The organism is Pseudomonas sp. GW821-FHT01D09, assembly GCF_059422465.1.
In genome coordinates this window covers 1-25,518 of record NZ_JBWKWY010000006.1, presented here as the reverse complement: position 1 = coordinate 25,518, position 25,518 = coordinate 1, and the positions used below count along the sequence as shown (strand labels likewise).

Sequence of the window (25,518 nt, the reverse complement as noted above, 5' to 3'; positions counted from 1 at the left end):
TGCAAATGACAGGTTCTTCATGGCTTGACCTCCTGGCCAGGCAAGGCGGCGAAGTAGCTGGCAATCCCCTGCACTTCATCATCCGTGAGGGATTTGGCCACATGCCCCATCAGGTCATTGGGATCATTGTGCCGGGTGCCACTGCGCCAGGCGTTGAGCTGGGAGACCAGGTAGGCGGCAGATTGCCCGGACAGCGGCGGGAACGCTTCGCCAACGCCGACACCTGACGGGCCATGGCAGCTGACACACGCAGGAATCGACCGCTCCCAGGCGCCTTGCAGCGCAAGCTTTTCGGCAGGGTTGGTGGGGGTAGCGCTGCGATGGCCGGCTTGCACGGCCGGCGCCGGCATCGCCGCCAGTGTCTGGGTCACCGCCGCGATTTCTTCCTCGGTCAGCGCCTTGGCCAGCGATGTCATCACCGGGTGGCTGCGCGCGCCACTTTGGAAGTCATGCAGTTGCTTGCTCAGGTAGGCCGCCGACAACCCCGCCAGCCGCGGGAAACCCGCAGCGGCCAACCCCAGGCCATCGGCGCCATGGCACGCCATGCACGCCGCCGCGCCAGGCTGCGCGCCCCCTTCACTGAATACCTTTTTGCCTTCCAGCGCCTGCGCGCTGCCGAGCATGAGCAGCAGGGCGCCACCCATCAACACTCTCTCCACAGACATCATCACGACTCCATTTTTATAGTTATATGCTTAGACCTACAATGCATAAGCATACAAATGGTAGGGTAATGAGCTGACAGTCACAACCGCCGCGTAGGAAATTTCAGGCAATAAAAAGCCCGGCACTGCAAGCGCAGGCCGAGCTTTTCGATCGGAGTTGATCGCGTATGAATGGCGCGTGGACTCAGCCGGAAATACAGTCTTCCGCAGCTTTCTTCACGTCACCCGGACGGATCGGCACATTGGACATGCTCTCGTAGAGCTTGATGCTGCTCCCGCTGGAACGGTCTTCAATCTCGAAAATAGCCGATGGGTCAGCCGAGAATTTTTGCGGCACAATCACGCGCACGCCTTCCTTATGGGGCTCGATCTGCGACGGACGCCGGGTCGACGACAGTTTCTGCACCACACAGGCCGCGTATTCCTGCGGTTTTTTCCCGGAGATGACCGCCAGGGTTGGCGGTGTCTGCTTGATGTCCGACACCGAAGCACATCCACCTATTGCCAGGGCCAGAACCAATACACTCCACTTCATACAAAACCTCCGATAAAGATCCTACGACAGCGGAGATGGTATTTTTCTCCCGCCCACGTAGGATTTATCCCTGATATATCGGTAAATAACTGTTTTAAATTGTCGAAGACGTCGACGACGACCCGATAATAAACGTGCTGGGGCTGATAAACTCCATCTTAACCTACGTATCGTTCTGATTTTTCAGAAAAAGCCCTTCTGGAGACACCCCCATGAAATTCATCCACCAGCGTGAACACTTGAACGAAGGGGACATTGTTGTCATTGAATGCTCGCAAACCTGCAATATCCGCCTGATGAGCGATGCGAATTTTCGCAGTTTCAAAAATGGCGGTCGCCACACCTATCACGGTGGCGCATTCGACACGTTCCCGGCCAAGATCACCGCCCCCAGCACCGGGTTCTGGAACATTACCCTGGATGTGGTGACGCGCCGCGCCATCAGCGTTACCCGCAAGCCGGCCTTGTCCCATAAAATCCGCATTGTCCGCCGCACCAGCAGCAAACTCAGCTGATTGCGCCGCCTTACGCCACAGGAATGCCCGTGAACCAGACCACTAAATACGTCATCAAATACAAGCTCAACGGCGAACGCCGTTTTGAATTTGCCCAATTGCAGTCGGCCAGCACTGAAGAAGCCCAAGCAGCCTTGGCGAAAATCCACGAGGCCAGTGACCAAATCACTGAAATCACCGTGAGCAAGGCCCTGTAAACCCTCACCAGCAGCGGAGTGATTGTGCAACATGGACCCGCATTCCACCGGCGACCTGTTCAGCGACGAGGCCCTGCAACAACCGGCCCGTCGCGAGCAAATCGGCGAACAATCCTACGTCCTCAGGGGCTATGCCCTGCCCTGGCTTGAGCGTGTCTTGCCCGAGTTGCGCGCGGTCCTGGCCCAGTCCCCCTTCCGCCATATGGTCACCCCCGGGGGCTTTACCATGTCGGCGGCCCTAAGCAGTTGTGGCGAACTGGGCTGGACCACCACCACCCAGGGCTATCGCTACAGCCCGCTTGACCCCGAACGCCAGCAACCCTGGCCGGGCATGCCGCCCATACTGCACGAGCTGGCGATCGATGCTGCCAGCGCCGCAGGCTTCGACGCCTTTGCGCCCGACGCCTGCCTGATCAACCGCTATGTACCGGGCGCCCGGATGTCGCTGCACCAGGACAAGAACGAGCGCAACTACAATGCCCCCGTGGTTTCAGTGTCCCTGGGGCTGCCGGCGGTGTTTCTGTTTGGCGGCCATCAGCGCAGTGACAAGACGCAGAAAATCTCGTTGTTCCATGGCGACGTGGCGGTCTGGGGCGGCGTCGATCGCCTGCGCTACCATGGCGTGCAGCCGATCAAGCCAGGCGTGCACCCGCGCATGGGGCCGCAACGGATCAACCTGACGTTTCGCACGGCCGGCTGACCCGGTGAATTCAACCGCAAGCAACGGAGTGTCCGGGCGGGCGCCGATGATTATCCTGGCCACTGATCCATTGCCGAGCGACTGCCATGAGCACTGAAGATGATCTGCGCTGGGCGGCCATTGTCGCCCGTGACGCCACGGCCGACCTGAGCTTCGTCTACGGGGTCAAGACCACGGGTGTGTATTGCCGCCCCAGCAGCAGCGCACGCCAGCCGCTGCGCAAAAACGTCGAGTTTTTCGACACACCGCAGCAAGCCGAAGCCGCCGGTTACCGCCCCAATAAGCGCACCTCGGCCGACCAGACCCAGGTTGCGCAACGCCATGCGCACCTGGTCGCCGCCGCCTGCCGCCATATCGAACAGGCCCAGGCCTTGCCCTCCCTGGAAGACCTGGCCAACGGCGCCGGCCTGAGCCCGTTCCACTTCCACCGGGTGTTCAAGACCCTGACCGGGCTGACGCCCCGGGGCTATGCCCGCGCCCATCGCTCGCGCAAGGTCAGGGCCCACCTGCAGGACAATCAGTCGGTAACCGATGCGCTGTACGACGCCGGTTTCAACTCCAACAGCCGCTTTTATGCGTCCGCCGACCAGTTGCTGGGCATGAAGCCCAGCGACTACAAGGCCGGTGGCACCCATAACGATATTCACTTTGCCGTCGGCGAGTGTTCCCTGGGGGCGATTCTGGTAGCGCAGAGCAATCGCGGGGTGTGTGCGATCCTCCTGGGGGATGACCCGGACCGGTTGGTGCGCGACCTGCAGGACCAGTTCCCGCAGGCCAATGTGATCGGCGCCGACCCCGGTTTTGAACAATTGATTGCCCAGGTGGTGGGGTTTATCGAAGCACCCGCCCTGGGCCTGGACCTGCCCCTGGACCTGCGCGGCACGGCCTTCCAGGAACGGGTCTGGCAGGCGCTGCGGGAAATCCCAGTGGGCAGCACCGCCAGCTATGCCGAGATTGCCCAGCGCATCGGCGCGCCCAGTGCCTTTCGCGCCGTCGCCCAGGCGTGCGGCGCCAATCGCCTGGCCGTGGCGATTCCCTGTCACCGTGTGGTGCGCAGCGATGGCCATCTGTCGGGCTACCGCTGGGGCGTGGAGCGCAAGCAGCAGTTGCTCCAGCGCGAGGGGCATACCCCGCCTGAACAGGCGCCGGCGTCTACTGAATAAAACAGGCTGGCCTTGCCCCGGCGGCCTCTGTTAAAAGTGCCGGGCAGCCCTTCCTGAGCGTTACACCCTGGAGAAGCGATCCATGAGCACCTGGCCAGACACCCGTATTCTTGACCTGTTGGGCATTGAACTGCCGATCATCCAGGCGCCCATGGCTGGCAGCACCAGCCCGCAGATGGTGATTGCCGCCAGCCAGGCCGGCGCCCTGGGCTCCATGCCGGCGGCCACCTTGAGCCTCGAACAACTGCGCCAGGCGCTGAGCACCATTCGCCAGGCCAGTGCCGGACCGTTGAACGTCAATTTCTTCTGCCATCAGCCGCCGGCCCCCAACCCCGAGCATGATCGCCAGTGGAAAGCTCTGCTGGAGCCCTACTACCGTGAGCTGGGTGCCGACTTTGAGGCGCCCACGCCGGTTTCCAACCGCGCACCGTTCGACAATGCCAGTTGCGAAGTGGTGGAAGAGTTGCGCCCCGAAGTGGTCAGTTTCCACTTTGGCCTGCCGGAAAAAGCGCTGCTGGAGCGGGTCAAGGCCACCGGGGCGAAAGTGTTGTCGTCCGCCACCACCGTCGAAGAGGCGATCTGGCTGGAGCAGCACGGCTGCGATGCCATCATCGCCATGGGTTATGAAGCCGGGGGGCATCGCGGGATGTTTCTCAGCGAGCGCCTTAGCAGCCAGATCGGGACCATGGCCCTGGTGCCGCAGATCGTCGATGCGGTCAGCGTGCCGGTGATCGCCGCCGGCGGGATTGGCGATGCGCGGGGGATCGTCGCCGCCCTCGCCCTCGGCGCTTCAGCGGTGCAGATCGGCACTGCCTACCTGTTCACGCCCGAAGCCACTATCACGCCCTCCCACCACCAGGCCTTGCACAGCGCCCAGGCCAGCGAGACGGCCCTGACCAATCTGTTTACTGGGCGCCCGGCGCGCGGGATTATCAACCGGCTGATGCGCGAGGTTGGGCCAATCAATCCAACGGCGCCGACCTTCCCCCTGGCCGGCGGTGCCTTGATGCCTCTGCGCGCCAGGGATGAAGCAGGCTTCAGCAGCCTGTGGGCAGGCCAGGCCGTTGGCCTGAAGCACGCCCTGTCTACGGCGCAACTGACACGCCAACTGGCCGCGCAAGCGCACGCCCAGTTGACCCGGCAACCGGCCTAGAGTGGCACCGGCTCGGCGGTTTCAAGCCCGCTGAGCCGGCGTTCATGTGCCGGGCTGAGCACCATGAAACGCTGCTGCCGCAAGGCGCTGATACCGTACACAATCCGTGCAAACAGCTCGTTGCTGTCTTCATACGGCTGGCAGGTCATGATCAAGGCAAACAACCCCTCGGCCTGGCGCGCCACCTGCATTCCACGGATAAACTCCAGGCCGATGGCGAACAGGGGCTGGCCGCTGGTGATCGACAACTGTTCATAATCGGCATGCCGTAGATGATGGACCTGGCGCTCCTTGCCCTTGGCCAGGGCAGCATGCAATGGGTCCAACACGGCCCTCAGGCACAGATCGAGGCTGGCCTGGTTACCCGAGGCATAGCGTTCGATCTCTGTCTTGAGCAGCCCCCGCCAGTGTTCATCCTCTTGGCCCGCGCGGGTGGCGATCCAGTCGACACAATCAACTACCGCGTTTTGCGTCACCGCTATCGGGCTGTCCACCCCCACCTGCAACGCATCCAGGTGCAGCAACGCACTGCGCACCAGCCCCGCCTCCTCAGCGACCACGCCGTCCATGAGTTCGCGGTAGCCTTCCATCGCCTCTGCGCGCCAGGCGTGTAAAAAGCCCAGCAGTTGAACGCGCAAGTCACCAATATTGCTCACCCCGATGCTGGCGCGCAGTATCTGCTCTGGCTCGCTGATCAAACCGTTGAGTGTGCTGACCTGCATCAGCAGTTCATCCTGATTGAACGCACCCGGACCGCCTTCGGTGACACTTGAGCCGAGCGCGGGCACGGAGGTGCGCTGTCGGAAAACCCCCGTCCACAATCGCGACAATTGGCTTTCCAGCAAGGGGATAAACCGTGAAGGCAAAGAGATAAGGCGATAGTTGCCCGTATTGAAAAAATGCCCCCAACTGATGCCCAAAGGAAACATTGCATCAATCTCATAGCTGGCCCTGGCAAGATGCTCGTACCCTTTGCACACCACCAGCTTGTCTTGCAGTGGCAGCAGCGAGCGCAGGTGCTCCTGCCAACTGTCAAAGGAGCCAAAGTAGGCACGCCCTTGGGCCTCGGAGTCCAGCCGGGACATGGCCATATCCAATACCGCCGTATCCCCCCGATTCCTGAGAGACAACGCAAAATGCCCGCGCGGTCGGTCATCGTGGGGCTCGGCAAAAATCAATACGCCGATCGCCTGGATGTCCCAGGACTTGTTCTGCAGATAGTCCGCACATTGTTTCGATAACATATAACTTGAGGCGCTCGAATCTTGAAGCGCACTGCGCAGTGCCGAGAGGTTGAGCCCCTCGCGCAAGGTTTTTTCCAGCCGATCGCGCAGTTCGCGCAACTCTTCAGGGCTGCGCATAAACAGATCGGACTCACTCTCCAGCTCCAGCTTGAAGGGCAGATCCGCAGAGGAGTGCCGGGTCAGCAGCGGGACAAAGGTTTTGGCGGCCTGGGTCGACTGCTTCAAGACCAGCCGCAGTTTTTTCCTGACAAGTGTGATATCCGCTCCCAGATCAACCAGCCCCAGCAGCACCCCCAACTTGCACTCCTGTACATAAGCCGCGTAGTCCGCAGGGCGGTCGGCCTGCTGCCCAAGCCAGTAACTGGTACTGGCGTCGCCTATATTCGCCAACAACCGTGCAGCGCCGGCCAGCATCAACCCGCCAACCCCCGTCAAGCTGCCGACAGCGGCAATCACCAGGCCGGCAACCGCTCGCAAGGCCGACCTGAACAGCTGGGTCCGTGCCCTTCGGCGTTCTTCGTTGGAAGAAAACACCACGTAATTCATCTGCTGCTTGATTTCATCAATGGCCACTTGCAGCAAGGCACTGTTGATATCGGCTGTCTCGCGAAACGATACCGGCTCAGGCGGATGGCGGCGGTAATGGTAGCCATAGCGGTTCTTCCGGGGATAAAAGTCGCTACGGGTGATACTGGTTTTTTCCGGGAACGGAAGATGCTGTGTCATGAACGCCACCAACGCATCACTGGGCTGACCGGCGACGGTACTCGGTTCCCACTTCGCCCACGTCAGCTCTTCCATGTTCAGTGATACCAGCAAGGCCTTTTGCGAGCTGTGCTTGAGCACAAAGACATTGGGTATGGCCTTGTCGTTGAATAACAACAGCCGGGGCTTTAATTCGCCATGCAAAAACGCAAAGGCGCACTCGCGCAACGCCAGGTCTTTCTCGCTGTCATCGGCCAGGAACCGACCGACCCTGACCCTGGCCAACGCATTACAGGTGTCATTGAATAACTGCTTGTACTCCAGGCCGTTAAACAGGTTGTTGATATCGGCGAAGAACTCGCTCAACAGGCTATCCCTCAACCCATCCAGTGCTTTTACTTCGGCCGCCGACAGTGCCTGGTTGCGCAGTTGCACGGAGGCGACGGTCTCCTGCAAAAAAGCAATGCGCTGAGGCTCGCCCACCAGGATCTGGTTAAACGAGAAGTAGCGGTATCGAGGCGGAACATACGCAGTGAAATGCGGCGAATAGACCGCATGCCCCACTTGGTACTTGTACCTGAACGCCGTCTGGGCCCTGAAGTCCTGCTGGGTTGACTCAGGCAACCCTGACTTCGCCAGGCTGCGGTCGATCAGTGTCTTGACATAGTTGCTGGTCAACTCCCCCACCCCAAGCCCCGCCAACAGCGCATCCCATTTCTGCCAGGATTTGGTGGCCACCGGAAGGGTTCTGCCGGAGGTAAAGTCTTCAGTCCACTGCGCCATTTCAAAGGGCAGCAGACGAATGTCGACAGCCATCTGCGTGGCATCGCACCTGAAGAACCAGCTGTTTTCCTGGTCTCTGGCCGGGCGGACGACGCCGTCCTGATTCAACACGCCGTAGGTCAGCCACGGGCAACAGTAGCTGAGGTAGATCCCCACGTAATACCACCAACGGTCCCGTGGCCAGAACGCTGGCGGAACCTTGATCACATACCTTGTGCGCGAGCCGCCCGGGATATTGTTGATCGTGACGTCCACAACCTGATCCGCCTCGATATTATCGCCAGGCAACGGTAAAGGCTTGCGCGCCCAGCGCGGGTAGATCCCGATGTCGACATCCAACACCGGTTCTTTGAAGCGCTTGAGCCATAGGCTGTTTTGGGCGGCGTTTGCGGAATAACTGAAATGGTCCCCACTCCTGACCCCTATGTGCATGCCTGGCCACTGCCCACTGATCATTTTTGGCCATTTGCTGGCCCCCCGTTCGCTCGGCGTCACCTCAAACCAGATCTCTGCCAGCAAGCGCTTGCTCACTCCCCAGACCGATAACAGCACCACCTCGCTCTTGAGCACCGCCCTGTCCGGCAACTCCAGATCCTGCCTGAGCATCTCGTCCTCGCTGCGTTGACCGGCGATGCGGATACTGCTCAAAAAAAACCGCGTAGCCGTCAGCTCCTGAGCCAAGGCGCCATAAAACTCCGGCATCTGCACGCTCGTCTTCACATTGCCTTCCGGTTGCCCCTTGCCATAAAAGCTGCGCCAGGGGTATCGATCCGTGAGGATGTGCCACAAAGGCACCTCCTCGCGCCGCACAATAAGCGGCGAACTGCCATCAGTCTCGAACTCATCAAATACCCTGAACTCCACCGGCAACATTGAGCGGGTGTTGATCAGTTGCCTGGCACTGGGCTCAAGCGTTGAAGCATCCAGCACACGTTCAAGCCAGTTTCGGACGTAGGCTTCACTGTTCCATCGTTCATCTGCCTGACTGTCTATGTAGGCGTATTCCTTTTCCATGCCCTTGTTCCTTCAGAGTCCTGTCACCGTCACGATTGGCGACGACAACGGCGAACTATCAGGGCTTGCACCGCGCCTGGCTGTAGGGGCCGTTTGGCAAGCGCGTGGAGAAAGGTCAGCCCGAGCCCCCCCACAAATCCCCAGGCAGGTCTGGGCCGTTGATTTTCCTTGCCATTTTTTCGCTATATACCTATACATACAGCGCCTGCCCCCAGAGCGCCGCTCCCGTGTCGGGCGTCTCGATCCCCACCTTTCATGCGGAGCCGTTCCTGATGTTCAGTCCCTCTCGCTTTATCCCAACGTGCCTGGCCACGCTGGTGACCCTGTTCGCCGCCACGCAGGCCCTGGCCGACGAAGTGCAAGTGGCGGTCGCCGCCAACTTCACCGCCCCCATCCAGGCCATTGCCGCCGACTTCAAAAAAGACACCGGGCACACCCTGGTCGCCGCCTACGGGGCCACTGGGCAGTTCTATACCCAGATCAAGAACGGCGCGCCGTTTGAAGTGTTCCTCAGCGCCGACGACACCACCCCACAAAAGCTCGAAAGCGAAGGGGATACGGTCAAGGGCTCGCGCTTTACCTATGCCGTGGGCACCTTGGCGCTGTGGTCGGCCAAGGACGGTTATGTGGACACCCAGGGCGCGGTACTGGCGAAAAATCAATACCAGCATTTGTCCATCGCCAACCCGAAAGCCGCCCCCTACGGCCTCGCGGCCACCCAGGTGCTGGCCAAACTGGGCCTGGCCGAACAGGTCAAGGGCAAGCTGGTAGAAGGCCAGAACATCACCCAGGCCTATCAGTTTGTGTCCACCGGCAATGCCGAGTTGGGGTTTGTCGCCTTGTCGCAGATCTATAAAGACGGCAAAGTCAGCAGCGGCTCGGCGTGGATCGTTCCCGGCCAGATGCATGACCCGATCAAACAGGACGCGGTAATCCTCAACAAAGGCAAGGACAACCCGGCTGCCAAGGCACTGGTTGACTACCTCAAGGGGCCAAAAGCCGCCGCCATTATCAAATCCTACGGTTATCAACTGTAAATGCCGCTATCGAGTGCCGACTTCTCCGCCATCTGGCTGACCCTGAAACTGGCGTCGCTGACCACGGCGATCCTGCTGGTCATCGGCACTCCGATTGCCCTGTGGCTGTCGCGCACCCGCTCCTGGTGGCGCGGCCCCATCGGCGCAATCGTGGCCCTGCCGCTGGTGCTGCCACCGACGGTGATTGGCTTCTACCTGCTGCTGACCATGGGGCCCCATGGTTACCTTGGGCAGTTCACCCAATGGCTGGGCCTGGGCACCCTGACCTTCAGCTTCGCCGGCCTGGTGATTGGCTCGGTGATCTATTCCATGCCGTTTGTGGTGCAACCGTTGCAGAACGCGTTCTCGGCCATCGGCAGTCGCCCCCTGGAAGTCGCCGCCACGCTGCGGGCCAATCCCTGGGATACCTTTTTCACGGTGATCCTGCCCCTGGCTCGCCCCGGGTTTATCACCGCCTCGATCCTCGGTTTTGCCCATACCGTGGGCGAGTTTGGCGTGGTGCTGATGATCGGCGGCAATATCCCCGACAAGACCCGGGTGGTCTCGGTGCAGATCTACGACCACGTCGAAGCCATGGAATACGCCCAGGCCCACTGGCTGGCCGGGGCCATGGTGGTGTTTTCTTTCCTGGTGTTGCTGGCGCTCTACTCCAGCCGTAAAACCAAAGCGGGCTGGAGCTGATGTCGATGATCGAGGTGCGCCTGCAACTGCAGTATTCCGGGTTTGCCCTGGACGTGGACCTGAAGCTGCCGGGGCGTGGCGTCACCGCGCTCTACGGGCACTCGGGCTCGGGCAAGACCACCTGCCTGCGCTGCATCGCCGGGCTGGAGCGGGCCGGCGAGGGTTTTGTGCAAATCAACGAGCAGGTCTGGCAAGACAGCCGCAACGGCGTGTTTGTGCCGCCGCACAAACGCGCCTTGGGCTATGTGTTTCAAGAGGCCAGCCTGTTTCCCCACCTGTCGGTGCTGGCCAACCTGGCGTTCGGCCTCAAGCGTATCCCCAGGGCCCAGCGCCGCGTGGACATGGCCCAGGCCACACAACTGCTGGGCATCGGCCACCTGCTCGATCGCCACCCCCAGCACCTGTCCGGCGGTGAACGCCAGCGCGTCGGCATCGCCCGCGCCCTGCTCACCAGCCCGCAGTTGCTCCTGATGGACGAGCCCCTGGCCGCCCTCGACAGCCAGCGCAAAAGCGAAATCCTGCCGTACCTGGAGCGCCTGCACGACCAACTGGAAATCCCGGTGCTGTACGTCAGCCATGCCCAGGATGAAGTGGCGCGCCTGGCCGATCACATTGTGTTGCTCAGCGAAGGCCGAGCCCTGGCCAGCGGCCCGATCGGCGAAACCCTGGCGCGGCTCGACCTGCCGCTGGCCCTGGGCGACGATGCCGGCGTGGTGATCGACGGCACGGTCAGCGGCCACGACGCCCACTATCAATTGCTGACCCTGCAACTGCCCGACAGCCCCCTGCAAATGCGCGTCGCCCACACGGCGCTGGCCCCGGGCCAACACTTGCGGTTCAAGGTGCGCGCCCGGGATGTCAGCCTCAGCCTGCAACCCGGGGCGCACAGCAGTATCCTCAACTGCTTGCCGGTGACCGTGACCCAGGAGATCCCCGCCGATAACAGCGCCCATGTGCTGGTGCGGCTCGACGCGGCAGGCACGCCGTTGCTGGCGCGGATCACCCGTTATTCGCGGGACCAGTTGCGCGTGCATCCCGGCCAGGTGCTGTGGGCGCAGATCAAGGCAGTTGCGGTACTGGCGTAGGAAAAATTACCGAACTGGGTTAGGCTGGCAATCCCTTCCAACCGCAGGACGACCGCCGACGTGAACAACTAAGCCTTCCAACATGTAAACGCAACGAGCCGCCTGGCGCGCTTGTTGGCTTGTGCCACATTGTTCTGGAGGTGCTGATGACTGACGTCAACCGGCTGCCTGTACTTGTTTCCTTGCATCACGTGGGTTTTCAGTTCGCCAATGGCGAGATTTTGCTGGAAGACCTCAACCTGTCTATCGATCACACCCCGACCGGGATTGTCGGCCGTAATGGTATGGGCAAAAGCGTGTTGGCGCGCTTGCTGGCCGGCGTGCTTGTGCCGTCTTACGGCGTTATCAAAGCCTCGGCCCGTATCGCCTATGTCCCACAAACCCTTGCGCTGTTACCGGGGCAGACCGTGGCCCAGGCCAGCGGCTGCGCCGAGACCCTGGCGGCCCTGGAGCGCCTGACCAGGGGCGACGCGCAGGCTGAAGACCTGGAACTGATCGATGATCGCTGGGACCTGGCCGAACGCCTGCGCCAGGCCCTGGACGGCGCCGGCCTGGCCGGGATCAGCCCCGCCCAGCCCGCCGCACAGCTCAGCGGCGGCCAACTGGCCAGGGTCGCCCTGATTGGCGCCCTGCTGGGTGCGCCGCAGTTGCTGATTCTCGACGAACCCACCAACCACCTCGACAACGCCGGCCGCGACTGGCTGTTAGCGACCCTCGCCACCTGGCGCGGCGGCCTGGTGGTGGTCAGCCATGATCGGCGCCTGCTCAATACCCTGGGCCGGATCATCGAACTGTCCCCCCTCGGGGCCCGGCTCTATGGCGGCAACTATGATGATTACCGTGCCCAGCGTGACGCCCAGCAACACGCCGCCCAGGCTGCCCTGGAGCATGCCCGGCTGGATCGCCGGCGCGAGCACCAGCGCCTGAAAAAGGACCTCGACAGCTTCCAGCGCCACGCCGCAAGCGCCCGTAAACATGCCGAGACGGCCAACGTCGATGCCTTCACCAAGTCCCGCTGGAAAGGTGCCGCCAACGAAATCGTCAGCCATGTGCGCAGCGCCCATGTGCAGCACAAACACGCCCTGAATGAACGCGTGCGCTCGGCCCACGAACGGGTGGTGGACGAAACGCCGACCTTCCTCGCCTTGCCCGGCACACTACTGCCCGCAGGTCGCCAGGTGGTGACCCTGGTCGACAGCCAGTTGCCCTGGCTCGACCCCTGCGCGCCGAGCACCTTTCTCAACGCCAGCCTGTGTGGCCCGGTCCGGGTCGCCATCAAGGGCCCGAACGGTTGCGGCAAGTCCACCTTGCTCAAGCTGCTGGCGGGCCAATGGCAGCCCATCAGCGGCGAATGCACGGTGCATGTGCCCTGCGCCTACCTCGACCAACAGTTGACGCTGCTCGATGACCGGCAATCGATCGTCGAACAACTCAAACGGATGGGCACTCCCCTGGCCGAAGCCGAGCTGCGCACGCGCCTGGCCCTGTTGCAACTGGACGCCTTGCGCGTGACCCAACCCATCGGCCAACTCAGCGGCGGCGAGCGGTTGAAGGCGGCCATGGCCCTTGCCTTATGGCGCAAGACCCCGGCGCAACTGCTGCTTCTGGATGAGCCCACCAACCACCTGGACCTGGAATCCGTCATGGCCTTTGAGCAGGCCTTGCAAGGGTTTGCCGGCGCGCTGCTGGCCGTCTCCCATGACGCAGCGTTTCTCCAGGCGCTCAAGCCGACTCACGTGCTGACGTGGACGGCCACGGGGTGGCGCTTGGAGGTCAATTGAAGGCGGTGCGCCAAATCATTGCAGTCGCCACAAAAGCGTCCTACGGTAGTGGCCGGATAATTGCCTTGAGGAACCTTTCGCCGTGCTGCCCTCCTCCCTTAAACCCACGGTCAATACCGCCCTGCAGCACCAGCACAAATGGCGCGGTCGTGTCGGATTGACCTTGGTCGCCAGCCTCTCGGTGCTGGCCGGCATGACCGACGCCATCGGTTTTATGGCCAGTGGCGATTTTGTCTCGTTCATGAGCGGCAACACCACGCGCCTGGCCGTGGCGATCAGTGAGGGCGACCTGGGGCTGACCGGTCGTCTCACGCTGTTGGTGGCGACCTTTATCCTGGGCAACGCGCTGGGCGTGATCATCAGCCGTGTCAGCAAGCGCCATGCGCTGCCGCTGTTGTTGTGCATCGCCACGCTGTTGTGCGGGGCGGCGGCGTGGCCGATGGCCGAGCCGTTGCCGGCAGTGCTGGCGGCGATCATTGCCATGGGCATGCTCAATGCGGCGGTGGAACAGGTCAATGGTTTGCCCGTGGGGCTGACTTACGTGACGGGGGCGCTGTCGCGTTTCGGTCGGGGGCTGGGGCGCTGGATGCTGGGGGAACGCCGTAATGGCTGGCGGGTGCAGTTGATTCCCTGGGCCGGGATGTTTGTCGGCGCAGTGATCGGCGCCTTGCTGGAGCATCAGCTGGGGATCAGGGCCCTGCTGGTCAGCGGCCTGCTGTCGGCACTGCTGGGCCTGGCGTCCCTGAAGATTCCGCGGCGTTGGCACTTGGGGTATATGCCACGCTGAAAAGATGCCCGCCCGACATTCAGGCCTCGACATCCATGTGCTGGTAAAGAGCCATAAAGTCGGGCGAGCGCTGGCATATTAAGGCAAAGCCGGCGGTGTGTCCGCCGGGGTATTTCTGAAGAAATATGCGGAAACAACTTACAGGCAGGTCGCCGCTGCGGCCAGGCGGCGTTTGGCCGCGAAATTATCGGCGGCGGCGTAGTAACTGACGGTGGTGCTGCTACCGGCACTGCGTACATCGACAAAGTAGTCACCGCTAGTAGTGTAGACCGTATGGCCCCCGCCTGGCGCCGGCTCCATAAAACCACCGGCATCGACACCGAACACCGCCTCGTCCTGCCAGCCGAACTGGATGCACTGGGCCACGACCAACGCGGCCTTGTCTGACGCCAGGGTTTTATAGGGCGCGCCAGCGCGTGCATCTTTCATCTTCGCCCCTGCGCAACCGGCCAGCGCCGCCAGGACCAACGCACCTATCACCACCATCCGCATGCCATCGCCTCCTTGAAAAAAACGCGACTGTAGCACTGCCTACCACAACCAGCGAAACAGATAGAACAGCGCCATGCTCGACAGCACCGTGGTCAACACACTACGGGTCCAGAACATCAAGGCCACGGCACAGACACCGGCCAGCAGGTAGGGGTTGGTGGGGCTCAGGTTGAGCCTGTGCTCGGCCAGGAAAATGATCGGCCCGCAAATCGCCGTCAACATGCCGGGCACCGCAAAACCGAGAAACTCCCGGGCGCCGCGGTTCAGGCGCACCGGCAAGCGCGGTTCAAGAAACAGGTAACGGTTGAAAAACACCGCCAGGCCCATGCCGATAATCATCACAAAAATCATCGCTGCCCCACTCCCAAGCGTTTGCAGGCATACCCTGCACTCATCCCCAACAACCCCGACACCACCACCGCCGATTCCCAGTGCCAGTAGCTGAGCAACACCGAAAACAGCAGGGCCACCGCCACACACACCACCGTCGGCACATCCCGCACCACCGGGGTGATCAAGGCGATAAAGGTCGCGGCGATGGAAAATTCCAGGCCCAGTTGATCGAGGTTGGGGATGCTCTTGCCGAGCACGATGCCGGCCAGGGTGAACAGGTTCCAGGCCACGTAGAACGTCAGGCCCACACCCAGGGCATACCAGCGGTTGAAGGTCTGGCGATCATATTGGCTGACCAGGGCGAAGAACTCATCCGTCAGCAAAAAGCCCAGGCTCATGCGCCACCGTGCCGGCAGGGGCGACAGGGTGCTGCGCATATGCATGCCATACAGCAGGTGTTGGGAGGTCAGCAGCAAGGTGGTGAGTAAAATGGCGATCAGGCTCGCGCCGCTCTTGACCATGCCAATCGCCACCAACTGCGCGGCACCGGCAAACACAATGGCCGACAGGCCCTGGCTTTGCAGGGGGGTGAACTGGGCGTCAATCGCCAGGGAACCGGCCAACAGGCCCCACGGGGCACAGGCCAGCGACAGCGGAATGATCGCAATCGCGCCACGGGCGAAAGCGTAATGCGGCAAGGCAGTAGGCATCGAGCACACTCATCAACAGACAGTCGACAAGCATGGCAGCGCGGATGGGGGTTTGTCTTGAACGATCTTGCTACGGGCAATACCCCAACACCGGGATGGGATATTGCCCATAGCGATTACTTCTGCAACGCAACCGCCGCCCTATCGATCAGCGCCGCCACCTCGACGGCCTTGGAGGCCAGCGACGCGTGGCTGGCGTCCAGCTTGAGGATTTCCCGGGCCTTGAGGCGCTCGGCCATGCGCACCTGGTTATCGGGGTGGATCATATGATCCTGGGTGGACACCTGATACCAGGACGGTTTGTGCTTCCAGGCCGGGTTGCTGACCTCGTTGCCAAAGGTGCTGGCCAGCGGGGCTTTCTGGGTGACCCCCATGACGTTGCCTTCTGACTCCGGCAGGTCCTGGCAGAAGCTTTCATGGAACAGCTCGGGCTTGACCCACAGGTAGCCATCGCTGTCGGGCACCAGGTTGGGGGCAGCCTTGGGTAGGTGCACCTGAGTGATTGCGCCAGGGCTTTCCCCTTCATCGGGCGCAAACGCGGCAATGAACACCAGGCCCTGCACGTTGGGCTCATTGCCCGCCTGGCTGATGACCGCACCGCCATAGGAGTGCCCGACCAACAGGACAGGCCCCTTGATCTGAGCCACCATCTTGCGTGTGCGCTCGGCGTCCTCGGCCAGTGAGGTCAAGGGCATTTCAACCGCGTGCAAATCGGTGTAGCCCTTTTTATGCAGCTCAACAATCACACGGCTCCAATGCGCAGCACCACCCCAAAAGCCATGCACTAAAACAATTGCCGGTTTATTGCTCATTCGATTATTTCCTGTGTAGTGAACAAGAAGGCCTCACGGTAATTGCCGCTCATAACCGCAGCCGCGCTCAGTGTCAGCGCATCAGGTGCTCGCGTCATCCAGCAGTCGCCGAACGGTCACAAGTTTTTATCAAGCCAGCTTGACGGACACCCGCTCGACCGCATCCCGGGCCTCACGCAATTCATGGGCATCCTGGTTAAGGCGGTGGATGGTGTTGAGCAGGCGCTGACGCAGCACTTCATCGCTGAGTTTTTCGACGGCGCGCATCAAGTCGAAGGCCGCGGTTTCGTTGTTGTCCGCGACAGAATCGAGGGTCTTGCGCAGATTGCGAGTGGCACGGGTCACACGGTTACTTCCTTTATCACCAATGGCGGGCACTTTAGGACAGTTGTGTTTCATTTTAATTTCAAGCACTTGCCACAGAACCCCGGTACCTTGTCACAGGTCAATCAAACGTCGTATACGCGCCCCACGGAGACTGTCCTTGATGCTTGCCGCCCTCGCCATCTTCCTGTTCACCATTGTCCTGGTCATCTGGCAACCCAAGGGCCTGGGCGTAGGCTGGAGTGCCTCCATGGGCGCGATCCTTGCCTTGGCTTGCGGCGTCATCAGCCTGGCGGACATCCCCGTGGTGTGGCAGATCATCTGGAATGCCACCGGCACCTTCGTCGCCCTGATCATCATCAGCCTGATCCTCGACGAGGCCGGCTTTTTCGCCTGGGCCGCGTTGCATGTGGCGCGCTGGGGGCGCGGCCGTGGACGGCGGCTGTTTGCCTATATGGTGCTGCTGGGGGCGCTGGTCTCGGCGCTGTTCGCCAATGACGGGGCGGCCCTGATCCTCACGCCGATTGTCATGTCGATGCTCCTGGCGCTGCGTTTTTCACCCGCCGCCACCCTGGCCTTCGTGATGGGCGCGGGGTTTATCGCCGACACCGCCAGCCTGCCGCTGGTGGTGTCCAACCTGGTGAATATCGTCTCGGCAGACTACTTCAATATCGGCTTCAACCAGTACGCGGCGGTGATGGTGCCCGTCAACCTCGTCAGCGTCGCCGCCACCCTGGCGGTACTGCTGTGGTTCTTTCGCCGTGATATCCCGCAACACTACGACCCCGCCGACCTGCCCGAGCCGGCCAGCGCCATTCATGACCCGGCCACCTTCCACGCGGCCTGGTGGGTGCTGGGCATCCTGCTGGTAGGCTGCTTTGCCCTCGAACCCCTGGGCATTCCCATCAGCGCCATCTCGGCCGCTTGCGCCCTGCTCCTGCTGGTGATCGCCGCCAAGGGCCACAAGATTTCCACACGCAAGGTGCTCAAGGAAGCGCCCTGGCAGATCGTGATTTTCTCCCTGGGCATGTACCTAGTGGTGTATGGCCTGCGCAACGCCGGCCTGACCACGTACCTGGCCACCTGGCTCAACACCTTCGCCGACTACGGCGTGTGGGGCGCCGCCCTGGGCACCGGGTTGCTGACGGCGCTGCTGTCTTCGGCGATGAACAACCTGCCGACCGTACTGATCGGCGCGCTGTCGATCGAGGCCAGCCATGCCGTGGGCGTGGTCAAGGAGGCGATGATCTACGCCAATGTGATCGGCAGCGACCTGGGGCCGAAAATCACCCCTATCGGCAGCCTGGCGACGTTGCTCTGGCTGCATATCCTGGCGCGTAAGGGCATCCGTATTACGTGGGGGTATTACTTCAAGGTCGGCATCATCCTGACTTTGCCGGTGCTGCTGATCACCCTGGCCGCGCTGGCCCTGCGCCTGAGCCTTTAACGGAGAGTTATCATGAAAATCCTGTTCATCTGCACTGCCAACAGCTGCCGCAGCATCCTCAGCGAAGCCCTGTTCAACCACCTGGCCCCGCCAGGGTTCCATGCCATCAGCGCCGGGAGCTTTCCCAAGGGCCAGGTCCTGCCACGCAGCCTGAGTACATTGCAGGCCGCGGGCATCAGCACCGACGGTTTGTACAGCAAGGGCAATGAGGCCTTTGCAGACAGCCCACCCGACATTGTGATCAGCGTGTGCGACAAAGCCGCCCAGGAAGCCTGCCCGGTGTACTTTGGCCCGGCAATCAAGGCGCATTGGGGGCTTGAGGACCCGTCGGACCTACACGGCGATGAGGCACAGATTGACGCCGCCTTCCAGGCCACCCTGCAGATCATCGAAACCCGCTGCCGGGCGCTGTTCGACCTCCCGTTCAGCCGCCTCGATGCAGCACAGATCAAGGCTGAGCTGGATCGTATTGGCTTGTTATAAGCGGAGAATGTCATGACCACCCTGCCCAACCTCGACCTCACATTGAGCACCCCACTCCACGCTGACACCGAACAACGGCCACGGATTCTCCTGCTCTATGGTTCCAACCGTACGCACTCTTTCAGCCGACTCCTGGTGGAAGAAGCGGCGCGCGTGCTTCAGCATCTAGGCGCCGAGACACGGATCTTCAACCCCGCCGGCCTGCCAATGCCGGACGCTGCTCCAAACGATCACCCCAAGGTCCAGGAACTACTGGCCTTGATGCAATGGTCCGAAGGCCAGGTGTGGTGCTCACCGGAACGGCACGGCTCGATGTCAGCAGTGTTCAAGGCGCAAATCGACTGGGTACCCCTGGCACTGGGTGCCATCCGCCCAACCCAGGGCAAGACCCTGGCGGTGATGCAAGTCTGCGGCGGTTCGCAGTCTTTCAACACTGTCAACCAACTGCGCGTCCTGGGGCGCTGGATGCGTATGCTGACCATCCCCAACCAGTCATCTGTGCCCAAGGCCTTTATGGAGTTCGACGATCAGGACCGGATGAAACCTTCAGCCCTTTATGATCGCGTGGTGGATGTCATGGAAGAGTTGGTCAAGTTCACCCTGCTGGTGCGTGAGCATCCGGAACTGGTGCAGCGCTATTCTGAGCGCAAGGAAGATGCTCAGGCGCTCTCTGACCGGGTCAATCAACGGTCGATCTGAACGCAGGTAAACGCGTATGCTTTGCTGCACCCGCCGCCACTGAGCCCACCCCATGAGTTCCCCGCACCACGCCTGGCTGGGCCATTACGAAATCAGCAGCACCACTTGCAGCGGCCTGATCTTTGCCCGCCATAGCCACGATGAATGCGTGATTGGCGTCAACTTGGTGGGCGCCGAACAAGTGTGGCTGGACCGCCGTACCTTCGAGGCCGGGCCGGGCAGTATCACCCTGTACAATCCTGGCCAGATCCAGGGCGGCGGCGCGGCCGAGGGGGCGCCCTGGCACTTTGTCAGCTTGTACGCCGAAGCCGACCGCCTGGCCACCGACCTGGGGCTGGCGCACCTGGAGTTTGATCGCGCGCTGTGCTTTGCCCCCGCTCTGGCGACGCAACTGGCGCACGCCGCCAAGGGCGCGCTGAGCGCCGACCCACTGGTGCGCGGGCTGAACGAAGATGCCCTGGTGTTGCTGCTGGGCGAGGTGGTCAGGCTCAGTGGTGTGCGCCTGCCGGGTGGCGCCAGCGCCGGGTCACCGATCGTTACCCGAGCCCAGGAACTGCTCGCCGCACAATTGCATCAGGGCGTGGCGCTGGACGTCTTGGGTGAGGAATTGGGCCTGTCGAAATTCCATGTATTGCGCACCTTTCAGAAAGAAACCGGCCTGAGCCCCCGCCAGTGGGCCATGCAACTGCGCACCCGCCGCGCACAAGGCTTGCTACGCAGCGGTCTGGGCGCTGCCGAGGTCGCCCATGACCTGGGTTTTGCCGACCAGAGCCATCTCAATCGGCACTTCCGTGCGGCCTATGGCATTACCCCTGGCCGCTATCAGAGCGCAATCCGGTCCAAGACAGCTCGGTACACCCAGCCTCAGACTGACCTGTAGGAGTTACAGGTTAATTGTGGGGGTAGTGATGTTGACGATCTTTTTTTCCGCACTGGTATTCGGTTTTGTGTTTTGCCTGTCCCCTGGTGCGGTGCTGGCAGAAACCCTGCGCCGTGGCCTGTTGCACGGGTTCACCCCGGCGTTTCTGGTGCAAATAGGCTCGCTGGTGGGCGATGCGACCTGGGCGGTGATCGGCCTCACCGGCATGGCCCTGCTGATCCAGCACGAAACGGTACGCGTACCGCTGACCGCCATTTGCGCGCTGTACCTGGCCTGGCTCGGCCTGCGCAGCCTGCTGGATGCCTGGCGCCTGCCGCAACCCGACAGCGCCCCGGCCAGCACCGGGCGCAATGCGCTGATGGTCGGGGCCGCCATCTCGTTGGCCAACCCGAAGAACATCGTGTACTGGGGCGCCTTGGGCAGCGCCCTGTCAGGCATCGTCGGCGCCACCCCGAGCCATGGCCAGACCCTGATGTTCTTCGCCGGTTTTATGTTGGCGTCGATCCTGTCGTGTTTTTTGATTGCGGGGTTGGTGAATATCTTGCGAAAGAACGCCTCGGCAACTTGGCAGCGGGTCAGTCATAGTGCCTGCGGGTTGGTATTGATCTATCTGGCATTACTGACCACTTATAGTCTTTAAACTTATATATTGAACAACATCAATCTGAATGAAGTCTGAACGAGCCACAAACAAGTTCATTATTGATTGACATCCCCTACCTGCCTGAGTAGATTGCCCGTGCCTGCAACTCGGGCCTTTTTTCAACCTCACAAAAGAAGCCAATGGACACAGTATCTAGTCGCTGTCCTTCCCCCATGAATACAGGGGTCGGGCGCCAAACCCAGAGTAAAGACGGGACTCGCCTTCCAGGCCGGGTAAGCTGCGCTAGAGCTTGATGCTCCAACGTGACTGCCTTGCGCCGGCGCCAGTCCGGTCCCGAGGTGTGTTATGAAGTTCCAGACCCTTGTTCTACCTGATGTACGCACGCTGGCCTCGGCCCTGCGCGCCAAGCTGTGCCGTGGTTCCCTGGGCGTTGCCCCCGTGCGCACGGCCTGTGTCTCCCCCTCCCCGCGTATCAACCCGGCGCATCTCCAGGCCCACTGGCGCCTGTGCCCCACCAGCGGCCATCTGGTCCAGCAATGGGACCACGCCGACCCTCAAGATCCGCAGAGACGGAACGTTTTCAGCCTGCTTGCCCAAGCACGCCTGCTACTGAGCGTTCGCGCGGCATAAGCTGGCTGGAAACAGCAACTTCCTGATTATTGGTCAATTAATTAACTGGCGTTCCTTGCGAACTAAGCCAGCCGTAGTTTTCTGCGCGCCCGTTAATTAACTCGCCTCTTTAAAGTTATTAGAACCCATCGCAAAAACTGCGACTCGGCATGCCCGCGCCCGCCTGTTTGCCAGGCAAGTAATGAGTATGTCGACAGGAGTAAAAACTATGAGCGCCGTAAAAACCACGCAACAGCCAACCCAGAACACCAGCGACAGCAAACTGTCGATGCGGGCCGCCCGTGAAGCGCAAAACGGCCTGGCGGCCACCCTGGCCAACGTCCGGGCGACCAAGGACGGCCTGACCGAACTGGATGCCTGCGCCCGCCTGCAACGCGAAGGCTATAACGAGGTGGCCCACGACAAGCCGCCCCATGCGGTGGTGCAGTTCCTCCAGGCCCTGAACAACCCGTTTATCTATGTGCTGCTGACCCTGGCGGTGATCAGCTTTGTCACCGACTACTGGCTACCCTTGCGCGCCGGCGAAGAAGTGGACCTGACCAAGGTCATTATCATCATGACCATGGTCGCCCTGAGCAGCCTGTTGCGTTTCTGGCAGGAACACCGCTCGGCCAAATCCGCCGAAGCCCTCAAGGCCATGGTGCGGACCACCGCCACGGTGCTGCGCCGCGAGCAGGTCGGCGCCAAGCCCACCCTGCGCGAAGTGCCGATGCGCGACCTGGTGGCCGGCGATATCGTGCAGCTGTCGGCCGGCGACATGATCCCGGCCGATATCCGCCTGATTGAGTCCCGTGACTTGTTTATCAGCCAGGCCGTGCTGACCGGTGAAGCCTTGCCGGTGGAGAAGTACGACACCCTGGGCGATGTCACGCAAAAATCCGCCACGCTTCAAGCCGCCGACCAGAGCAACCTGCTGGACCTGCCCAATATCTGCTTTATGGGCACCAACGTGGTCAGCGGCCGCGCCCAGGCCGTGGTGGTGGCGACCGGGCCCCGCACCTATTTCGGTTCGCTGGCCAAGGCCATCGTCGGCTCCCGGGTGCAAACCGCCTTTGACCGTGGGGTGAACAGCGTCAGCTGGCTGCTGATCCGCTTCATGCTGGTGATGGTGCCCATCGTGTTTTTCCTCAACGGCTTTACCAAGGGCGATTGGGGCGACGCGTTCCTGTTTGCCCTGGCGGTGGCCGTGGGCCTGACTCCGGAAATGCTGCCGATGATCGTCAGCGCCAACCTGGCCAAGGGCGCGAACGCCATGGCCAAGCGCAAAGTGGTGGTCAAGCGCCTCAACGCGATCCAGAACTTCGGTTCGATGGACGTGCTGTGCACCGACAAGACCGGCACCCTGACCCAAGACAAGATCATCCTCGAGCACCACGTCAACGCCTTCGGCCAGCGGGACGACCAGGTGCTGTCCCTGGCCTGGCTCAACAGCCATCACCAAAGCGGCATGAAGAACCTGATGGATCAGGCGGTGCTCGCGTTCTCCCAGCACAACCCCAAGTTCCAGGTGCCGTTTGCCTACAGCAAGGTGGATGAACTGCCCTTCGACTTTGTCCGTCGGCGCCTGTCGATTGTGGTCAAGGACAGCCACGGCGATCACCTGCTGGTGTGCAAGGGCGCCGTGGAAGAAATGCTCGCTATCGCCACCCATGTGATGGAAGGCGCTAGCGCCGTGGCCCTGGACGAGGGGCGTCGCCAGGCGTTGCTGCGCACCGCCAACGAGTTCAACGAGGACGGTTTCCGCGTGCTGGTGGTGGCCACCCGCAACATTCCCAAGGCCCTGGCGCGCCAGCAATACACCCCCACCGATGAACGCAACCTGGTGATCCACGGCTTCCTGACCTTCCTCGATCCGCCAAAGGAAACCGCCGGCCCGGCGATTGCTGCACTGCAAGAGATCGGGGTCGCGGTCAAAGTGCTAACCGGCGATAACGCCGTGGTCACCCGCACCATCTGCCGCCAGGTCGGCCTGGAACCTGGCGAGCCGCTGCTGGGCGTGGATATCGAAGCCATGGACGATGCCACCCTCAAGCAGCAGGTCGAACAACGCACGGTGTTCGCCAAACTGACCCCGCTGCAAAAATCCCGGGTGCTCAAGGCTTTGCAGGCCAACGGTCACACCGTGGGCTTCCTCGGCGACGGCATCAACGATGCGCCCGCCCTGCGCGATGCCGACGTCGGGATCTCGGTAGACAGCGCGACCGATATTGCCAAGGAGTCGGCCGACATCATCCTCCTGGAAAAGAGCCTGATGGTCCTCGAAGAAGGTGTGCTTAAAGGGCGCGAGACCTTCGGCAATATCATGAAGTACCTGAACATGACGGCCAGCTCCAACTTCGGCAACGTGTTCTCGGTGCTGGTGGCCAGTGCGTTTATTCCCTTCATGCCGATGCTGGCGATCCACTTGCTGCTGCAGAACCTGATGTACGACATCTCCCAGCTGGCCCTGCCGTGGGACAAGATGGACAAGGAGTACCTGGCCAAGCCGCGCAAGTGGGACGCGCAAAATATCGGGCGCTTTATGATCTGGATCGGGCCGACCTCGTCGATCTTCGACATCACCACCTTTGCCCTGATGTGGTACGTGTTCTCGGCCAATAGTGTGGAAATGCAGACCTTGTTCCAGTCCGGCTGGTTTGTCGAAGGGCTGCTCTCCCAGACCCTGGTGGTACACATGCTGCGCACCCGCAAGATCCCGTTCTTCCAGAGCACAGCCGCCTGGCCGGTGTTGCTGATGACCAGCCTGGTCATTGCACTGGGGATCTATGTGCCCTTCTCGCCCCTGGGCACGCTGGTGGGCCTGCAACCGTTGCCGTGGGCCTACTTCCCTTGGCTGGTCGGCACCCTGCTCGCCTACTGCTGCGTGGCGCAGCTGATGAAGACGATCTATATCCGCCGCTTCAAGCAGTGGTACTGAGTGCTTTGTCGTGTGGTTGTGGCGAACGGGCGTGCCCGCTCGCCACAACAGCCTCACCGAACCCTCTGTCAATTTGGAGCATGAGCCCATGCACAAACACACCCTCCTTTCGGCCTTCGAGTGGCTACCGGCGTCGCGGCAACGGGCGCTGCGCCGCAACCTGGTCTTTATCGGCGCCACCCTGGTGCTCGGCCTGCTGTCCAAGGCCTTCGCCGCTGGCGGTGCCTATACCGTGGACGATGGCGCAATCAACGCCCCCGGCGAATGCAATGTCGACGGTAGCTACACAGGCTCAACCGCGCGCTCCGCCCTCTCTGGCGCCTGTACATCCCGCGCCATGCCCAACCTGCAATGGGGCGCGGCCATCGAGAACGACCCCGACCAGACCCAGCTCAGCCCGCAACTCAAGGGGGCATTGTGGGCCTGGCAGGATGCGGGCGTGGAGATCGCCTGGGCAGCGGCGGCGCATATCGCGATGGATCGCCGACACCCCTTCGACGGCGCCGACCTGGGCCTGCCGCTGAGCTGGCAACCGTTTGAAACCCTGCGCTTGAACCTCAATGCCGGCTGGGCCCATGCCTATGACGATGGCGAACGCAATCACCGGCTGACCTGGGGCACAGGCCTGGAATACCGCGTGGCAGGCTGCCTGACCCTGCTGGCTGAACGTTACGGCCAGCAACACGGCGACCAGGCCTGGCAGGCCGGACCGCGCGTGCACCTGGGGAAACAGGTGGATGTGGACCTGGTGGTCGGGCGCAACCTGGCAGGAGACCGCGACCACTGGCTGAAGACGGGGGCTACCCTGCGGTTCTGAAAGACAGGATGGAAACCAAAGAGCCGAACCCCGGTGGTATTGCTGGCATTGATGTTGGCTGAACCACCGCTATCGCAGCCTCGCTAAAGCTCGACAGCTCCCACAGGGTTTCTCGGTGTTTGCCGGAGCTGTGTGCCTTAACACTGGCGTCCTACAGCGAACACGGTATGCCAACTGGCCCAAAATAATGTGGGAGCTGTCGAGCCCCGGCGAGGCTGCGATGGCGGCGGCACTGTTGGCATTGAGGCTGGCTGAACCACCGCTATCGCAGCCTCGCTAAAGCTCGACAGCTCCCACAGGGTTTCTCGGTGTTTGCCGGAGCTGT

General features: G+C 61.8%; 26 protein-coding genes. 18 read left to right on the top strand and 8 right to left on the bottom strand.

Annotated features, from left to right (window positions below; genetic code table 11):
- Window positions 1-17: 17 nt before the first annotated feature.
- Window positions 18-668, bottom strand: a complete 651-nt coding sequence (locus AC07W7_RS08635; RefSeq protein ID WP_495039111.1) for a c-type cytochrome — start codon at window positions 666-668, stop codon at window positions 18-20.
- Window positions 669-849: 181 nt separating this feature from the next.
- The gene (locus AC07W7_RS08630; RefSeq protein ID WP_029294633.1) at window positions 850-1,200 is read right to left on the bottom strand and encodes a hypothetical protein; all 351 of its coding nucleotides are present in this window, start codon (window positions 1,198-1,200) and stop codon (window positions 850-852) included.
- A gap of 212 nt (window positions 1,201-1,412) precedes the next feature.
- Here AC07W7_RS08630 and AC07W7_RS08625 point away from each other — a divergent pair, with 212 nt between their 5' ends.
- From AC07W7_RS08625 to AC07W7_RS08605, 5 genes are all read left to right on the top strand, one after another.
- A complete protein-coding gene (locus tag AC07W7_RS08625; RefSeq protein WP_034105160.1) occupies window positions 1,413-1,715 on the top strand; it encodes a DUF1883 domain-containing protein in 303 nt (100 codons plus the stop codon).
- 29 nt (window positions 1,716-1,744) lie between these two features.
- A complete protein-coding gene (locus AC07W7_RS08620; protein WP_162493895.1) occupies window positions 1,745-1,912 on the top strand; it encodes a hypothetical protein in 168 nt (55 codons plus the stop codon).
- A 31-nt stretch (window positions 1,913-1,943) separates the two neighbouring features.
- Window positions 1,944-2,612: a DNA oxidative demethylase AlkB gene (gene alkB, locus AC07W7_RS08615; protein ID WP_495039110.1), complete on the top strand. Its 669-nt coding sequence runs from the start codon at window positions 1,944-1,946 to the stop codon at window positions 2,610-2,612.
- 86 nt (window positions 2,613-2,698) lie between these two features.
- Window positions 2,699-3,775: a bifunctional DNA-binding transcriptional regulator/O6-methylguanine-DNA methyltransferase Ada gene (gene ada, locus AC07W7_RS08610; RefSeq protein WP_495039109.1), complete on the top strand. Its 1,077-nt coding sequence runs from the start codon at window positions 2,699-2,701 to the stop codon at window positions 3,773-3,775.
- Window positions 3,776-3,857: 82 nt separating this feature from the next.
- Entirely contained in the window at window positions 3,858-4,928 is a 1,071-nt protein-coding gene (locus AC07W7_RS08605; RefSeq protein WP_495039108.1) for an NAD(P)H-dependent flavin oxidoreductase, read from the top strand.
- On the opposite strand, the gene AC07W7_RS08600 is transcribed toward AC07W7_RS08605, so the two are convergent.
- Window positions 4,925-8,674: a hypothetical protein gene (locus AC07W7_RS08600; RefSeq protein WP_495039107.1), complete on the bottom strand. Its 3,750-nt coding sequence runs from the start codon at window positions 8,672-8,674 to the stop codon at window positions 4,925-4,927. The genes AC07W7_RS08605 and AC07W7_RS08600 overlap by 4 nt on opposite strands.
- A 272-nt stretch (window positions 8,675-8,946) precedes the next feature.
- Here AC07W7_RS08600 and modA point away from each other — a divergent pair, with 272 nt between their 5' ends.
- The 5 genes from modA (at window position 8,947) to AC07W7_RS08575 (ending at window position 14,045) form a co-directional block, all read left to right on the top strand.
- Entirely contained in the window at window positions 8,947-9,711 is a 765-nt protein-coding gene (gene modA, locus AC07W7_RS08595) for a molybdate ABC transporter substrate-binding protein (protein ID WP_076961125.1), read from the top strand.
- Complete coding sequence (gene modB / locus AC07W7_RS08590) at window positions 9,712-10,392, top strand: molybdate ABC transporter permease subunit (protein WP_038441011.1); 681 nt, start codon at window positions 9,712-9,714, stop codon at window positions 10,390-10,392.
- A gap of 5 nt (window positions 10,393-10,397) precedes the next feature.
- Window positions 10,398-11,477 carry a molybdenum ABC transporter ATP-binding protein gene (gene modC / locus AC07W7_RS08585; protein ID WP_495039106.1) on the top strand — a complete coding sequence of 360 codons (1,080 nt, stop codon included), beginning with the start codon at window positions 10,398-10,400 and terminating at the stop codon, window positions 11,475-11,477.
- Window positions 11,478-11,623: 146 nt separating this feature from the next.
- Complete coding sequence (locus tag AC07W7_RS08580) at window positions 11,624-13,258, top strand: ABC-F family ATP-binding cassette domain-containing protein (RefSeq protein WP_495039105.1); 1,635 nt, start codon at window positions 11,624-11,626, stop codon at window positions 13,256-13,258.
- Window positions 13,259-13,340: 82 nt separating this feature from the next.
- Window positions 13,341-14,045, top strand: coding sequence for a YoaK family protein (locus tag AC07W7_RS08575; RefSeq protein WP_076960766.1), 705 nt, complete (start codon window positions 13,341-13,343; stop codon window positions 14,043-14,045).
- A 138-nt stretch (window positions 14,046-14,183) separates the two neighbouring features.
- On the opposite strand, the gene AC07W7_RS08570 is transcribed toward AC07W7_RS08575, so the two are convergent.
- The 5 genes from AC07W7_RS08570 to AC07W7_RS08550 all read right to left on the bottom strand — a co-directional run bounded on the left by AC07W7_RS08570 (window position 14,184) and on the right by AC07W7_RS08550 (window position 16,737).
- Window positions 14,184-14,537 carry a hypothetical protein gene (locus tag AC07W7_RS08570; RefSeq protein WP_495039104.1) on the bottom strand — a complete coding sequence of 118 codons (354 nt, stop codon included), beginning with the start codon at window positions 14,535-14,537 and terminating at the stop codon, window positions 14,184-14,186.
- 39 nt (window positions 14,538-14,576) lie between these two features.
- The gene (locus tag AC07W7_RS08565) at window positions 14,577-14,888 is read right to left on the bottom strand and encodes an AzlD domain-containing protein (RefSeq protein ID WP_076960764.1); all 312 of its coding nucleotides are present in this window, start codon (window positions 14,886-14,888) and stop codon (window positions 14,577-14,579) included.
- Window positions 14,885-15,580, bottom strand: a complete 696-nt coding sequence (locus tag AC07W7_RS08560) for an AzlC family ABC transporter permease (RefSeq protein ID WP_076960763.1) — start codon at window positions 15,578-15,580, stop codon at window positions 14,885-14,887. The genes AC07W7_RS08565 and AC07W7_RS08560 overlap by 4 nt, the downstream gene beginning before the upstream one ends.
- A gap of 116 nt (window positions 15,581-15,696) precedes the next feature.
- Entirely contained in the window at window positions 15,697-16,392 is a 696-nt protein-coding gene (locus tag AC07W7_RS08555; RefSeq protein WP_495039103.1) for an alpha/beta hydrolase, read from the bottom strand.
- A 129-nt stretch (window positions 16,393-16,521) separates the two neighbouring features.
- A complete protein-coding gene (locus AC07W7_RS08550; RefSeq protein WP_003212603.1) occupies window positions 16,522-16,737 on the bottom strand; it encodes a hypothetical protein in 216 nt (71 codons plus the stop codon).
- A gap of 142 nt (window positions 16,738-16,879) precedes the next feature.
- Between AC07W7_RS08550 and AC07W7_RS08545 the strand changes: the two genes are divergently transcribed.
- The 8 genes from AC07W7_RS08545 to AC07W7_RS08510 all read left to right on the top strand — a co-directional run bounded on the left by AC07W7_RS08545 (window position 16,880) and on the right by AC07W7_RS08510 (window position 25,193).
- Window positions 16,880-18,163 (top strand): arsenic transporter, encoded by a 1,284-nt coding sequence (locus tag AC07W7_RS08545; protein WP_197882953.1) that lies wholly within the window; start codon window positions 16,880-16,882, stop codon window positions 18,161-18,163.
- Between the two features lie 12 nt (window positions 18,164-18,175).
- Entirely contained in the window at window positions 18,176-18,646 is a 471-nt protein-coding gene (locus AC07W7_RS08540; protein WP_495039102.1) for an arsenate reductase ArsC, read from the top strand.
- 12 nt (window positions 18,647-18,658) lie between these two features.
- The gene (arsH, locus tag AC07W7_RS08535) at window positions 18,659-19,345 is read left to right on the top strand and encodes an arsenical resistance protein ArsH (RefSeq protein WP_495039101.1); all 687 of its coding nucleotides are present in this window, start codon (window positions 18,659-18,661) and stop codon (window positions 19,343-19,345) included.
- A gap of 52 nt (window positions 19,346-19,397) precedes the next feature.
- Window positions 19,398-20,225, top strand: a complete 828-nt coding sequence (locus AC07W7_RS08530; protein WP_495039100.1) for an AraC family transcriptional regulator — start codon at window positions 19,398-19,400, stop codon at window positions 20,223-20,225.
- Between the two features lie 28 nt (window positions 20,226-20,253).
- Window positions 20,254-20,865, top strand: coding sequence for a LysE family transporter (locus AC07W7_RS08525; RefSeq protein ID WP_495039099.1), 612 nt, complete (start codon window positions 20,254-20,256; stop codon window positions 20,863-20,865).
- Window positions 20,866-21,174: 309 nt separating this feature from the next.
- Entirely contained in the window at window positions 21,175-21,459 is a 285-nt protein-coding gene (locus AC07W7_RS08520; RefSeq protein WP_495039098.1) for a hypothetical protein, read from the top strand.
- Window positions 21,460-21,667: 208 nt separating this feature from the next.
- Complete coding sequence (mgtA, locus tag AC07W7_RS08515) at window positions 21,668-24,376, top strand: magnesium-translocating P-type ATPase (protein ID WP_495039097.1); 2,709 nt, start codon at window positions 21,668-21,670, stop codon at window positions 24,374-24,376.
- An 88-nt stretch (window positions 24,377-24,464) separates the two neighbouring features.
- Window positions 24,465-25,193 (top strand): PA4824 family protein, encoded by a 729-nt coding sequence (locus AC07W7_RS08510; protein ID WP_495039096.1) that lies wholly within the window; start codon window positions 24,465-24,467, stop codon window positions 25,191-25,193.
- Window positions 25,194-25,518 lie beyond the last annotated feature (325 nt).